Origin of the sequence: Gordonia ajococcus, from assembly GCF_012974285.1 — a bacterium.
In the GTDB taxonomy this organism is placed as follows: domain Bacteria; phylum Actinomycetota; class Actinomycetes; order Mycobacteriales; family Mycobacteriaceae; genus Gordonia; species Gordonia amicalis.
Map to the genome: position 1 here is coordinate 4,307,730 of NZ_CP052884.1, position 13,034 is coordinate 4,320,763.

Below are 13,034 nucleotides of genomic sequence, written 5' to 3' on the forward strand. Positions count from 1 at the left end.
CGGTTCGTCTCACCTCTCGGTGAGGCGGACCGTCAGCGTTTGACCGGTGCGTTCCACGACGGTCCGCACGGCCAGGTCGCCACCGATCGCGACCTGGCCGCCGCCGACACCGGTACCGACGACGAGCCGGTCCACCGCAGCGATCACCCGATGCGTCGGTTCGGTGGCCCCGACCTCGAGCAGCCAGCGTCGGAGCACCCGGGTCCGCACAGCCCTCGGCAGGTCGTGCAGCGGCGCGATCTCCAGACCAGCGGGAGTGCCGGCCCTCTCCCATACCGTCTCCGCCCAGCCGTCGAGGGCGTCGTTGTCGTCCTGCAGACCGTCCGCGGTTCGGACCAGCGCGTCGACGACGCCGCCCCGTAGCACGTCGTCGAGCAACGGGATCACCTCGGACCGCAACCGCACCCGGGTGAACCGCGGGTCGCGGTTGTGTGGGTCGTGGTGCATCGCCAGCCCGAGTTCGGTGCACACGGCCAGCGTCTGCATCCGGCGCACCTGCAGTAGCGGCCGCCCCCATGGCGCCTTCCACGCCCGCATGCCGGCGATCGATCGTGCCCCGGAACCGCGTGCGAGTCCGAGCAGTACGGTCTCGGCCTGGTCGTCGGCGGTGTGCGCGAGAAGTACCGGACGACCTTCCCGGGCGGCGTCGAGCGCCGCGTACCGTGCGTCCCGGGCAGCGGCTTCGAGTCCCCCGCGGGTCCCGACCCTGACCTCGAGCACGCGCGCGTCCGCACCGAGTCCGCGTGCGGTCTCGGCGGCGCGGGCGGCAACGCCGGCGGAACCCTTCTGGAGACCGTGGTCGACGACCAGCGCGGTGACGTCGAGTCCCGCGCCGACGGCCGTCGCCGTCAGGGCGAGCGAGTCCGCGCCGCCGGACAGCCCGACACAGACCGATGGGCGCGGCCCGTCGAGCCAGGTGGTCGCGAATTCCGCGACCACCCGCGTCACAGCACGCGTCGAATCCATGCCTGCGGGGTGTCGATCTCGTCCGGGAGCGGCATCGTGTCGGGTGAGGTCCACACCGTGTTGAACCGGTCCATGCCGACGGTTTCCACCACCTCGTCGACGAAGGCCTTGCCGCGGATGTACTGCGCGATCTTGGCATCCATGCCGATGAGAGCGCGGATGATGCGCTGAACCGGGTTCTGCGGGGCCTTGCGGCGCTTGTCGAATGCGGTGCGAATACGGGCTACGGACGGGACGTGCGCCGGGCCGACGGCGTCCATCACGTGATCGGCGTGACCCTCGAGCAGCGTGCCCAGGACCATCATCCGCTGGAAGGCTTCGAACTGCTCGGGGCTCTGCAGCAGCTGCATCGCGCCGATGATGCCCTTCTCACGGGGTTCGGACCCCCTCAGTGCCTTGGTCATCCGCGTGACGATCTCGGTGGTCGACTCACCGGTCTCGGAGGTGAGCACGGCGACGTTGTCCTGCATGTAGTCACGCAGCCACGGATTGGCGGAGAACTGCACGCGGTGGGTCACCTCGTGGAGGCAGACCCACAGCCGGAAGTCGGACGGCACGACCTTGAGCTGTCGTTCGACGTTGATGATGTTGGGTGTCACGACCATCAGCACGCCGGGTTCACCGGTCTCCGGATCGGGCGTGAACGGGTCGTACTGGCCGAGGATGGCCGTGGAGAGAAAGGCCAGCAGACCCCCGGCCTGGACACCGCCGAACTTGGCGGCGAAGCCGTGCGAACCCACGTCGGTGCCGGCGGCGTCGGCCCCCAGCATCGATCGCATCGAGTCGGAGGCCGCGTCGATCCAGCCCGGCCGGTCGAGGATGCGGGTCGTCGGGATGCGGAGTCCGTCGGCGAGACCGGTGACCTCGCGAACCGGCGCCTCCGCCCGAGTCGCCGCGTCGCCGAGTTCGGCCTGGGCGGCCTCGTAGGTGTAGGCCGTGGTCTTGGGGCCGGGCCGCACGAGCCGCTTCGCGGTCGAGGCGGCGAGCGGCCAGTCGATCTGCGACCCGATGCTCAGGCGAGTGTCCTCACTCACCGGCTCGACCTCGGTCTTGCTGTCGGTTCCAGGCATGCTCATCGGCACCCGCACTCTCTGAGTTGGCCCACCACGGCGTCGAGGGCGGGTCTCGCGTCCGCCGGCGAGGTGCCGCCGGACATCAGGGCGAACGACAGCACGCGGCCGTCGATCGTTTGCACTATGCCCGTCAACGAACTGACCCCGGTGAGTGTTCCGGTCTTCGCGCGCACCCATCCGGCACCCGGAGTGGTGGCGATCGGGAAACGGTCGGTGAGGGTGCCGGTGCCGGCGGCGATCGGCAGTCCGTCGAGCATCGGTCGCAGCGCCGGCCGCGAGGGTCCGCTGGCCGCTGTCATCACCGCGTCGAGCAGCGCGGGGGTGGTGCGGTTGGCGTAGGAGATGCCCGACGCGTCGGCCAGCGTGGTGCCCTTCCACTGGTCGGGGAACGTGGTGGAGAGAACCTGCTCGACGGCGTCGACTCCGGCGGCCAGGGTCGCCGGTCCACCGCGATGCACCGAGAGTTCGATCGACAGCGTCTCGGCCAGCACGTTGTCGCTGTGGCGGAGCATGTCGTTGACCCGCGTCACCAGGGGCGCGGACTCGACCTTCGCGATGACGCGGTCGCCGGCGGGTGCGGGTGCGGTTGCCTCGGTCACCGGTGCGTCCACACCCAGCGCCGCGGCCAACGCCTCCCCGGCCATGATTCCGGGCGTCGCCGAGCGAGGTGAGTACTCGTCGAGCGGCTCAAGCCGGGCGCCGTCGACCATCAGCGACTCGATCGGGGCGATGTCGCCGCCCTGGATGTCTCGACGGTCCCACGTACGGTCCATCGTCGGACCCGAAAAAGCGCTGAGATCAACCGCGACCGAGGTGACCGGTATCTCGGCCTGTTTGATCTGGTCGGCGAGGTCGGCGATGCGCCCGGGCTCGGTGTAGAAGGTGTCCGCACCGGCCGGCTGCGCCGACAGCGTGGGGTCGCCGGCACCCCTGAGGATCAGCTGTCCGTTGGATCCGGCGACGACGGTGGTGGTCACCCGCGCGTCGTGCGGCATGGCCTCCAGGAAGGCGGCGGCCGAGAGCACCTTGTCGTTCGACGCGGGGATACGCGGACGGTCGGGATTGCGCGACCACAGGATCTCGCCGGTCAGCGAGTCGGAGATCATGCCGCTCAGGACGCCGAGCGCCGGATTCCGCAGCGCAGGGGCGATGGCTCGGGACACCCCGGCCGGCGTCGGTGACGGAGCGGAGGCGACGACCGGGTCGATCCGCGGGTCGACGGAGATCGCGGCGGGCTGCGGCGGGATTCCCGGCGGCAGCTCGGCCTCCTTGTCGAGCCGGAGTGCAACGACCACTGCCGCGGTCGACGCCAGCGCGAGGATCACGACTGCGGCGATCGTCCACCAGAGGAGTTTGCGACTGCGGGGTCTGCCATCGCGACCTGCGGGTCTGGTGGATGCGCCCACGAAGCCTCCGGATCTCTCGAACTGCACACCGACGGTGAGGACGCCACTGGCCGGCGCACCACCCGGCCGAAATGTCGGATGTGAGCAACCCGGACATCCGCCGCCCCCGCGATCTGCGGGGGTACGAAGTCCGAGGTCGTCGGACTAACAGTATCGTTGTTGCGACGCGCGGCCATCTGGGCCGCCCGGCGATCACACCCCCGATCCGCAACTGCCAGGAGGAACAGTGGAATTCGATGTGACCATCGAGATCCCCAAAGGTGGCCGTAACAAGTACGAGGTCGACCACGAGACGGGCAAGGTCTACCTCGACCGCTACCTGTACACCTCGATGGGCTACCCGGCCGACTACGGATACATCGACGGCACCCTCGGCGAGGACGGCGACCCGCTCGACGCGATGGTCCTGCTGCCCGAGTCGGTGTTCCCCGGCATCATCGTGCGCGCCCGCATCGTCGGCATGTACACGATGACCGACGAGGCCGGCGGCGACGACAAGCTGCTGTGCGTGCCCGCGGGTGACGTGCGCTGGGACCACATCAAGGACATCTCCGACGTGTCGGAGTACGAGCTGGGCCCGATCTCGCACTTCTTCGAGCATTACAAGGACCTCGAGCCCGGCAAGGAGGTCCAGCCGGGCGGTTGGGTCGGCCGGGAGGCCGCCGAGAAGGTCGCCAAGGAGGCCATCGCCCGTCTCGCGGAACAGCCCCACGAGGCCAACGAGCCCTCGCGAGGCTGACGCCACCTCACGAGTCGTACACCGACCGCCGACGACACATGCTGTCGTCGGCGGTCGTTGCGTTTCGCTTCGGCGTCGTCAGGCGACGCGGTGACGCACGTCGGCGAAGACCGGCAGCACCTGCTCGCGGATTCGACGGTCGGTGGCCGAACCGTCGATCGGGACCAGGATCACGGCGTCGGCGACCTCGGCGACGTAGATGTCGCGCAGCAGCGTGATCAGACCGTGGGTGGTGCCGACGTAGCGGATGGTCTCCGAGTCGTCGGTGGAGGTGTCGGCGTGCTCGACGGCGGCGCGAGCCGACGCCGCGTGCGGCGCGATGGCCACCTCGACCTCGAGGGCGACCGCGAAATTCGCCTGGTCGTGGGTGCCCGCCCGCAGCAGCGCGCGTGCACGCTGGGCGTCCCGCAGCGTCTGACGACGCACGACGATCGGGAAGGTCAGTGCCACAGAATCACCCGCGACCGCGACCTGGAAGCCCGGACGACCGATGGTGACGGCGGTGGGCGGTGTGGAGAGTTCGATGGTCATGCCGGGTACCCCTCGTCGAGTTCGGGTCGGGTGGTGGTCGTGGTGACGCAGCGCGAAGCGAGTGCGTCGAGCAGGCGGTCGATGTCGTCGGAGGTGGTGCCCGCTCCGAAGCTCGCACGGACGGCACCCTCGGGATGACCGAGCCGCTTGAGCAGCGGGTGGGCACAGAACTTGCCGTCGCGCACGCCGATTCCGTGCTCGTCGCTCAGGTACTCCGCCACGGCCCGCGGCGCGACGCCGTCGACGGTGAACCCGGCGATGCCGACGCGGTCGGTGGAGTCGGTGAAGATCTGCAGCGGCCGCACACCGTCGATGCGCGCCAGCCCGGCGTCGAGCCGTTCGCAGAGCCGGAGTTCGTGGAAACCGATGGCCTCGGGTCCCAGCTCGGCCAGCGCGGTGCACGCCTCGGCGATCGACACCGCACCGAGCACGTTCGGCGAACCGGCTTCGTGACGAGCAGCGCCGGTGTGCCAGGTGGCGCCGGCGGTGTTGCCGCCGCGAGGGAGGTCGACGTCGGCGGTCGCGCCCCCGCCGGCGAGGTAGGGGTCGGCGGCGTCGAACCAGTCGGAACGGCCGATGAGGACCCCGGCGCCGAACGGCGCATACGCCTTGTGGCCGGAGAAGGCCAGGTAATCGATGCCGTGGCTGACGATCGAGATGGGCCGGTGCGCGACGAGCTGCGCCGCGTCGACCAGGATGCGCGCGCCGTGGCGGTGGGCAATGGAGGCCAGCCGGCCGATCGGGAGGACCTCACCGGTGACGTTCGACGCGGCGGTCACCGCGAGCAGCGAGGCCGGCTGCGAGGCGAGTTCGGCGTCGATCGCCACGAGGGTGTCCTCGATCGTGTCGCAGGCGGTGACCACGCGGGCGCGGTTGCGGCCGTTCTTCGGTGCGCACCACGGCAGCAGGTTGGCGTGGTGTTCGATGTCGAGGACCACGACGTCGCCGGGAGTGATGTGGGCGGCGAGATTGATCGCGTCGGTGGTGTTGCGGGTGAAGACGACCGTGTCGTCGACGCGGCCGCGGACGAACTCGCGGACGGTCTCACGCGCGGTCTCGTATCGGCGGGTGGTGATCTGCGACAGGTGGCCCGCACCGCGGTGCACGCTCGCGTACTCGCCGAGGGCTCCGGCGACCTGCGCGGCGACCGACGCCAGCGCCGGCGCGCTCGCTGCGTAGTCGAGATTGGCGTAACCGACGCTGCGCCCGGCGGCGACGGGGACCTGTGCATCCGAGCCGACGACCGGTGCGAGCGCGGGGATGAACGGCCCGCGGTCGGCGAACACCGGTGCATCGCGGACAGGACGGGCGGGTGTGACGGGTGCCGACAGCACAGCAGTCATGACGAGAACTCCTCGAGAATCCACACTTGCCGCGTTCGGGTTCGAACGCAGCCAGGTCGTCACCCGGAGCACCCCACCGTGGAGGAGGGTTGCCGACCAGCGAGCCGGGGCTTGTCACTGGCACTCATGACCTGCGACAAGGTTCGCGGATCCCGCCTGAGGGTGTCAATTTGGAATCACCGTGATTCCGAGTTAGGGCAGGCTTACCTGTACCCTGGCGGTTGTGTCATCGAGTGAGGTCTTCGTGCTGTCGCGTCCCCACGGCACCGTGCGGGGCGAAGGGGTGGTCCGGTCGTTCACCGACGTCGACGAGGCGTCCGCCGCGCTGCGGGCGGGTGAGCTCGGGTCGTTGACCGGGGCGATCCCGTTCGATGTCCGCGACCCCGCGGCGCTGGTGGCTCCCGCGCGGCTCCGCACCGGCGAGGCACCCCTGACCGGGAGTGCGCCGCTGTCGCGCCGAGCGGTGTCGACCGTGAGCCACCCGGACAGGGATGAGCACCGCGAACGCATCGCGCATGCGGTCAAGCGCATCGTCGCCGGCGACGTCGGGAAGGTCGTGCTCGCGCGCAGCGTCGACCTGGTGCTCGACGAGCGGATCCGGCCGGCGGAGTTGCTCGACGCACTCGCCGGCGGCAACGCGGGGCACAACGCCTTCGGCGTCGACCTCGGCGCCGCGACGGGTTCGGGTTCGTGGTTGCTCGGCGCCAGTCCCGAAGCGCTGCTGCGCAAGTCGGGTTCGACCGTGACCTGCCATCCCTACGCGGGTTCGGCACCACGGTCCGCCGACCCGGCCGTCGACCGGGCAACCGCCGACGAGTTGGCCGCGTCGACAAAGGATCTCGCCGAGCACGCGTTCGTCGTCGACCATCTGCGCGAACGCCTGGGGCACCTCTGCGACGAGGTCGACGCACCGTCGACACCACAGCTCGAGTCGACCGGCGAGATGTGGCATCTGGCCACCCCGATCCGCGCGACGCTGCGCGATCCGGCGGTCACCGCACTCGACCTCGCACTACTCCTCGGACCCACACCCGCAGTGTGCGGAACCCCGAGTGACGTTGCCGCGCAGATCATCCGCGAGGTCGAGGGCGATCGTGGCTTCTACGCGGGCACGGTCGGCTGGTGCGACGCCGCCGGCGACGGCGAATGGATGGTCGCCATCCGGTGCGCCGAGCTCGCGGCCGACGGTCGGAGTCTGCGTACATGGGCGGGCGGCGGCATCGTCGAACACTCCGACCCGCAGGCGGAACTCGACGAGACGCAGTTCAAACTACGAACCGTGTTCAACGCGCTCGGTATCCCCCTCGCGGACATCGTGAACTGACCCTCCGGTGAGCACGTCCTCCCGCAAACTCGCCTCTGACCACGAAGGTCGGCGCTAAAGTCGATGAACGTCGGGGCGAAGGGGCAGGGAGGCGTAGCGGGTGACTGCGGAGCGGTCGACAACCCAGACGAGCATTCTGCCGATCATCTTCGCGCTGTCCCTGGCCTTCACGATCACGGCCGTCGATCCCCTGGTGCTGAGCCTGAATCTGCCGCAGGTGAGCCGGGAACTCGACGTCCCGCCTACCGGTGTCGGATTGCTGGGTGGAATGTCGACGCTGGTCATGGCCGCGTCCGTCCTCGGCGCGGGAAATCTCGGTGACTCGATCGGACTCCGACGACTCCTGATGTCGGGACTGGCCGTGGTCGCCGTCGCCGATGTGCTCGCCATGCTCTCGCCCGGGTATGGCTTTCTCCTGGCGATGCGCGTCGTGGCGGGCCTGGGCATGGCGGCGCTGCTCGGGGTATCGCTGGCCCTCCTCAAGACGTCGGTGACCGAAGAGCAGCGACCGAAGGCCATCGGCATCTTCGTCGCCATCGAGATGGTTCTCTGCGGGGTGCTCCCGGCTCTGACGGGCTGGGCCGTGACGGGTCTCGGCTGGCGGCTCGTGTTCCTGGTCGCACCACTGCTTGCCGGGGTCTCGATGCTGCTCACGGCAAGGTTCGTCCCGGAGTCGCCTCGTCAGGAACGCGCGAAGCTGGACGTGATCGGCATCGTCCTGATCGGGGTGGCACTCCTGACCCTCGTCATCGGACTCGCGGCCGCGCAGAACGGTATGCTCCGGCCCCAGACCTGGCTGCCGCTGCTCGTCAGCGTGGTCGGGGCGGTGCTCTTCGTCCGCCACGAACGCCGCACCCCCGAACCGGCGCTGGACCTGTCACTGTTCGGCAACCGGACGTTCACGGTCGCGCTCGCAGCGGCCTTCACACTCAACTTCCTGATCGCGGGACTCAGCATCGTCCTGGGGCAGTACGGCAGCAAGGTGCTCGCGCTGTCACCGCGGACGGTCGGCCTGTTGTTCCTTCCCGGCTCGCTGCTGATCGCCGGCGCGCTGATCATGTCCGGGAGTCTGATGGAGAAGTTCTCGCCGAGACCGGTGATGGTCGCCGGTCTCGCGACCATGGCGGCCGCCGGGCTGCTCATGGCCGGCACGGTCAACCCGACGATGGCGTTGTGGCTGCTCGTGATGGCCGTATGGCTGTACAACCTCGGGTCGATGGTGAGTTCCACACCCGTGTCGGAGACGGTGCTCTCGCATGCGCCGAGTGGGCAGTCCGGAACAGTGGCCTCGGTGCAGACGGCCTTCGGGATGACGGGCTACGCGTTCGGGCCCACCGTGTACCTGCTCCTCCTGAATGCGTTCTTCAATCGGGAATGGCTTGCCGACACCGAACAACGGGGTCTGACGGTGACACAGGGACAAGAGGCCGTGGACGCCGCGCGTAGCGCGGTGGCGCAGAGCCCGGGTGGCGTCGGATACGACCCGAACCTGCTGCAGCAGGTGGGCGGCCTCGACCTCGGAGCGGACTTCTCCGGCGCCGTGCGACTCACCATGCTGACCGTCAGTGTCCTGCCCATCGCGGTTGCGCTCGGCGTGCTCAGGTTCCGTCATGAGCGCCCGGCTCGGGCGGCCTGACGACCGCCGCGACGCCTGACCGGAAGAAGAGCCTCGTGCGAAGGCTCAGCCGAGCGCCCGATCCAGGTCGGCGAGCAGGTCGTCGATGCCCTCGAGCCCGACCGACAGGCGAACCACCGAGTCGCTGAGACCGATCGCGGCACGTCCCTCGGGCCCCATCGCGCGGTGCGTGGTGGTGGCCGGATGGGTGATCAGCGACTTGGAGTCGCCGAGGTTGTTGGAGATGTCCACGACCCGCAGCGCGTTGAGGACCTCGAAGGCGCGCTTCTTGCCGTCGATGCCGTCGTGGTCGTTGAGCTCGAAGGTCACCACGGTGCCGCCGCCGGTCATCTGGCTCTTGGCCAGCTCGTACTGCGGATGCGACTGCAGGAACGGATATTTCACCCAGCGGACCCGTGGGTCGGCTTCCAGGAACTCAGCGATCCGCAGTGCCGAGGCCACCGAGGCGTCGACCCGCAGGCGCATCGTTTCGAGGCCTTTGACCAGCGTCCACGCATTGAACGGGCTCAACGCCGGACCGGTGTGGCGCATCAGCTGCTGGACCGGACCGTCGATGTAGTCCTTGGTGCCGAGGACGGCACCACCCATCACGCGACCCTGGCCGTCGATGTGCTTGGTGCCCGAGTAGACGATGACGTCGGCGCCGAGATCGAGACCGCGCTGCAGCAGCGGGGTGGCGAAGACGTTGTCCAGCACCACCTTCGCGCCCGCGGCATGCGCCAGCTCGGACACCTTGGCGACGTCGACGAGCATCTGCATCGGATTGGACGGGGTCTCGAAGAAGACGGCGTCGGTCGGCTTCGACAGTGCGCGTTCCCACTGTTCGAGGTCTTCACCGTCGACGAACTCGGTCTCCACGCCCCAGCGCGGCAGGATCTCGTTGCACACGACGAAGCAGGAGCCGAACAGGCTGCGGGCCGCCACGAGCCGGTCGCCCGCCTTGAGCAGGGCGCCGAGCGCCACGAACACCGCGGCCATTCCGCTGGCGGTCGCGAAGCAGGCTTCGGCACCTTCGAGCTGACGCAGGCGCTCCTGGAACATGTGGACGGTCGGGTTGCCGTACCGGGAGTAGACGAACCGCTGGTCCTCGCCGGTGAAGGCACGCTCGGCAGCCTCGGCGGAGTCGTAGACGTATCCGCTGGTCAGGTAGAGCGCCTCGGCGGTCTCGTGGAACCCGGATCGCGCGAGGCCGCCGCGCACGGCGATGGTGTCGGGCGAAAGACCCTCCGGCAGTTCACGACCCACGGACAGATCAGCACTCACGATTGCCTCCACGGCAGATTTTCGGCACGCCATCCGGACGCGCCGCGATGGTCGTTCTCGTCGAGGGCACCCTCGAACCCGTCGACCACGTTGTAGGCCTTGCCGATTCCGTCGGCGGTCGCCGCCTCGGCCGCACCGATCGATCGGTGCCCCGAACGGCAGAGGAAGATGACCTCGTGGTCATCGGTCACCCCGGCTCTGCGCAGCTGCTCGACGAACTGCTCGTTGCGCCGACCCTCGGGGAACGTCGTCCACTCGGCGAAGATCGTCCGCTTCCCCAGCACCTCGAGGTCGGGAACACCGACGAACGACCACTCGGCCTGCGTCCGACAGTCGACGAGAACCGCGTCGGGATTGTTCTCGAGCTTCGCCCACGCTTCCCGCGGGGTCAGGTCGCCGGCATAGGTCATGAGGAGCACACCTTCCATTCGCCGTTCTCGCGCACCACGGTCGTCTCCACGACCTGCTTGTCTTCGGACTTGTTCTTATAGTGCCAATGGACCTTCGCGGTCGCCCGGTCACCGTCGACCACCAGGTCGGTGATCTCGGGGATCTCGATGCGGCCGTTCTGGTCCAGCGACGCCTGGTTCTCCGCGACGAACTGCGCCTCGGCGGGGAAACCGGGCTTGTCCAGGTCGGCATCGCACGTGTTCGCGCGGTACTCGGCGTAGTCGGGGCCGTTCTTGGCCGTGTAGAGGTCGTTGATGGCGTACTGGACCAGCGCGTCGTCGCTGACGCGTTCCTCGGGCGGCCGGGAGATGTTGGAGAGCACGATCCCGAGCACGACGAGCGCGACGACACCCGCGGCGACGAAGAACGGCCACGCGTTCTTCCAGTTCGGTGGTGCCTCGTCGACGACGGCGGCGTCCACGTCGGCGTCCGACGATCCGGCCTCACCGGACGCAGGCTTCTTCGAGGACGCGGCGCCCCGGGAGGTGTTCCGGGATGCGGCGCCCTTACCCGACTGCTTGTCGGGGCCCCCGCCTGCAGCTTTGGCCATGGCGCGAAGTGTATAGACCGGCCGGGTGTGACCTCCGCCCGGCTTCTGCAGGCTCCCGCACGTCCCGTCGCCCGCGGCGAATGCGATGCCCGCGACCGTGTGGCAACCGCCCGGCGCCCGGGAACGCTCCGGCCGCGGGCGTCGTCACGATGACGTCGAGAAGTGAGGATTACCTCACAGGAGATTTTGGCCGGGGACACCGAGCGCCTACCGTAGAAGGGATAGGCCATATCCAAGCGTGTCGACAGTAGGATCAGGGGTTTCGCATCCAGCACCTGCGTCGGGGCGCGCCGAGCAACGGAAGACACCTACTCCATGAGTGACAACAGCCGCCCGCTGCGGGTTGCGATCGTCGGTGCGGGTCCCGCCGGGATCTACGCCGCCGACGCGTTGATGAAGTCCGACACCGCCAAAGACCGCGGTGTCAGCATCGACCTCTACGAGCGTATGCCGGCTCCGTTCGGTCTGATCCGTTACGGCGTCGCGCCTGATCACCCGCGGATCAAGGGCATCATCACCGCGCTGCACAAGGTGCTCGACAAGCCGCAGGTCCGTCTGCTCGGCAACGTCGACTACGGCACCGACATCACGCTGGCCGAGCTGAAGCAGCACTACGACGCGATCATCTTCTCCACCGGCGCCACCGACGACCGTGCGCTCGACATCCCGGGCATCGACCTCGAGGGCAGCTACGGCGCCGCGCAGTTCGTCGCCTGGTACGACGGTCATCCGGACTTCCCGCGCACCTGGCCGCTGGAGCAGGAGAAGGTCGCCGTCATCGGCGTCGGCAACGTCGCCCTCGATGTGGCGCGCGTGCTCGCCAAGACCGGCGACGAGCTGCTGCCGACCGAAATCCCGGCCAATGTCTACGAGGGCCTGAAGGCCAACAAGGCCGTCGAGGTGCACGTCTTCGGTCGCCGCGGACCGGCACAGGCCAAGTTCACGCCGCTCGAGCTCAAGGAACTCGACCACTCGCCGAACATCGAGGTCATCGTCAACCCCGAGGACATCGACTACGACGAGGGCTCGGCCGTCGCCCGTCGTGGTTCGAAGATCACCGACCAGGTCGCGACGATCATCGAGAACTACGCGATCCGGGAACCGAAGCAGGGTGCGATCCACAAGCTGTTCCTGCACTTCTTCGAGAGCCCGGTCGAAATCCTCGGCGAGGACGGCAAGGTCGTGGGCCTGCGCACCGAGCGCACCCAGCTCGACGGCACCGGCAACGTGAAGCCCACCGGGAAGATCACCGACTGGGAGGTCGGCGCGGTGTACCGGGCGGTCGGCTACCTGTCGGACAACCTGCCCGAGATCCCCTTCGACTCGCAGGCGGGAGTCATCCCCAACGAGGCCGGACGTGTGTTCGACGAGGGCGAGCAGCTCACCGGCGTCTACACCACCGGTTGGGTCAAGCGTGGTCCGGTCGGCCTCATCGGCCACACCAAGGGCGACGCCAACGAGACCGTCGACTGCATCCTCAAGGACATGGAGGCCGAGAAGCTGCTCGAGCCCGCCGCGCCCGGCGAGGACGCGATCATCGAGCTGCTCGAGTCGAAGAGCATCCCGTTCACCACGTGGGACGGCTGGTACCGCCTCGACGAGCACGAGCGCGCCCTGGGTGCCGCCGAAGGCCGTGAGCGCGTGAAGGTCGTCGAGCGTGAGGACATGCTCGCCGCGTCGGAGCCCCACAAGGTGGCGCGCCCGTCGGCCTGATCGACACCGCCAGACCAAAACGAGAGGGGCGACCGGTTCT

At 68.9% G+C, this 13,034-nt stretch carries 12 protein-coding genes and 1 riboswitch; of the genes, 4 read left to right on the top strand and 8 right to left on the bottom strand.

What is annotated here, in order from left to right:
* Positions 1–9 precede the first annotated feature (9 nt).
* The 3 genes from tilS to dacB are packed head-to-tail and all read right to left on the bottom strand — an operon-like array spanning position 10 to position 3,364.
* Positions 10–966, bottom strand: a complete 957-nt coding sequence (tilS, locus tag GAA2_RS19450) for a tRNA lysidine(34) synthetase TilS (protein WP_248664826.1) — start codon at positions 964–966, stop codon at positions 10–12.
* Positions 945–2,042, bottom strand: a complete 1,098-nt coding sequence (locus GAA2_RS19455) for a zinc-dependent metalloprotease (protein WP_024499386.1) — start codon at positions 2,040–2,042, stop codon at positions 945–947. Before GAA2_RS19455 ends, tilS begins: the two co-directional genes overlap by 22 nt.
* Complete coding sequence (gene dacB, locus GAA2_RS19460) at positions 2,039–3,364, bottom strand: D-alanyl-D-alanine carboxypeptidase/D-alanyl-D-alanine-endopeptidase (protein ID WP_035760646.1); 1,326 nt, start codon at positions 3,362–3,364, stop codon at positions 2,039–2,041. The genes GAA2_RS19455 and dacB overlap by 4 nt, the downstream gene beginning before the upstream one ends.
* A gap of 307 nt (positions 3,365–3,671) precedes the next feature.
* Between dacB and GAA2_RS19465 the strand changes: the two genes are divergently transcribed.
* Positions 3,672–4,184, top strand: coding sequence for an inorganic diphosphatase (locus GAA2_RS19465; protein ID WP_159405231.1), 513 nt, complete (start codon positions 3,672–3,674; stop codon positions 4,182–4,184).
* A gap of 78 nt (positions 4,185–4,262) precedes the next feature.
* Here the strand turns inward: GAA2_RS19465 and GAA2_RS19470 are convergent, their stop codons facing one another.
* Together GAA2_RS19470 and GAA2_RS19475 are read right to left on the bottom strand one after the other, a co-directional pair.
* Positions 4,263–4,715, bottom strand: a complete 453-nt coding sequence (locus GAA2_RS19470) for a hypothetical protein (protein ID WP_024499389.1) — start codon at positions 4,713–4,715, stop codon at positions 4,263–4,265.
* Complete coding sequence (locus GAA2_RS19475; RefSeq protein ID WP_159405232.1) at positions 4,712–6,058, bottom strand: aminotransferase class V-fold PLP-dependent enzyme; 1,347 nt, start codon at positions 6,056–6,058, stop codon at positions 4,712–4,714. The genes GAA2_RS19470 and GAA2_RS19475 overlap by 4 nt, the downstream gene beginning before the upstream one ends.
* A 17-nt stretch (positions 6,059–6,075) precedes the next feature.
* Positions 6,076–6,190, bottom strand: a riboswitch (SAM riboswitch).
* Positions 6,191–6,302: 112 nt separating this feature from the next.
* Between GAA2_RS19475 and GAA2_RS19480 the strand changes: the two genes are divergently transcribed.
* Positions 6,303–7,382: an isochorismate synthase MenF gene (locus GAA2_RS19480; protein ID WP_159405292.1), complete on the top strand. Its 1,080-nt coding sequence runs from the start codon at positions 6,303–6,305 to the stop codon at positions 7,380–7,382.
* A 100-nt stretch (positions 7,383–7,482) separates the two neighbouring features.
* The gene (locus GAA2_RS19485) at positions 7,483–9,018 is read left to right on the top strand and encodes an MFS transporter (RefSeq protein ID WP_159405233.1); all 1,536 of its coding nucleotides are present in this window, start codon (positions 7,483–7,485) and stop codon (positions 9,016–9,018) included.
* A 45-nt stretch (positions 9,019–9,063) separates the two neighbouring features.
* On the opposite strand, the gene GAA2_RS19490 is transcribed toward GAA2_RS19485, so the two are convergent.
* The 3 genes from GAA2_RS19490 to GAA2_RS19500 are packed head-to-tail and all read right to left on the bottom strand — an operon-like array spanning position 9,064 to position 11,281.
* Complete coding sequence (locus tag GAA2_RS19490) at positions 9,064–10,281, bottom strand: O-succinylhomoserine sulfhydrylase (RefSeq protein ID WP_024499393.1); 1,218 nt, start codon at positions 10,279–10,281, stop codon at positions 9,064–9,066.
* Positions 10,278–10,691, bottom strand: coding sequence for a rhodanese-like domain-containing protein (locus tag GAA2_RS19495; RefSeq protein ID WP_024499394.1), 414 nt, complete (start codon positions 10,689–10,691; stop codon positions 10,278–10,280). The genes GAA2_RS19490 and GAA2_RS19495 overlap by 4 nt, the downstream gene beginning before the upstream one ends.
* Positions 10,688–11,281, bottom strand: a complete 594-nt coding sequence (locus tag GAA2_RS19500) for a DUF4878 domain-containing protein (protein WP_159405234.1) — start codon at positions 11,279–11,281, stop codon at positions 10,688–10,690. The genes GAA2_RS19495 and GAA2_RS19500 overlap by 4 nt, the downstream gene beginning before the upstream one ends.
* Positions 11,282–11,596: 315 nt before the next feature.
* On the opposite strand from GAA2_RS19500, the gene GAA2_RS19505 reads away from it, so the two are divergent.
* On the top strand, positions 11,597–12,994 hold the full coding sequence (locus GAA2_RS19505; RefSeq protein ID WP_191834523.1) for an FAD-dependent oxidoreductase: 1,398 nt from the start codon (positions 11,597–11,599) through the stop codon (positions 12,992–12,994).
* Positions 12,995–13,034: the final 40 nt, after the last annotated feature.

Excerpts from the sequence above, each read along its gene's own strand:
- tilS (WP_248664826.1), bottom strand. The coding sequence starts at position 966 with ATGGATTCGACGCGTGCTGTGACGCGGGTGGTCGCGGAATTCGCGACC.
- GAA2_RS19455 (WP_024499386.1), bottom strand. The coding sequence starts at position 2,042 with ATGAGCATGCCTGGAACCGACAGCAAGACCGAGGTCGAGCCGGTGAGT.
- GAA2_RS19470 (WP_024499389.1), bottom strand. The coding sequence starts at position 4,715 with ATGACCATCGAACTCTCCACACCGCCCACCGCCGTCACCATCGGTCGT.
- GAA2_RS19475 (WP_159405232.1), bottom strand. The coding sequence starts at position 6,058 with ATGACTGCTGTGCTGTCGGCACCCGTCACACCCGCCCGTCCTGTCCGC.
- GAA2_RS19495 (WP_024499394.1), bottom strand. The coding sequence starts at position 10,691 with ATGACCTATGCCGGCGACCTGACCCCGCGGGAAGCGTGGGCGAAGCTC.
- GAA2_RS19500 (WP_159405234.1), bottom strand. The coding sequence starts at position 11,281 with ATGGCCAAAGCTGCAGGCGGGGGCCCCGACAAGCAGTCGGGTAAGGGC.
- GAA2_RS19505 (WP_191834523.1), top strand. The coding sequence starts at position 11,597 with ATGAGTGACAACAGCCGCCCGCTGCGGGTTGCGATCGTCGGTGCGGGT.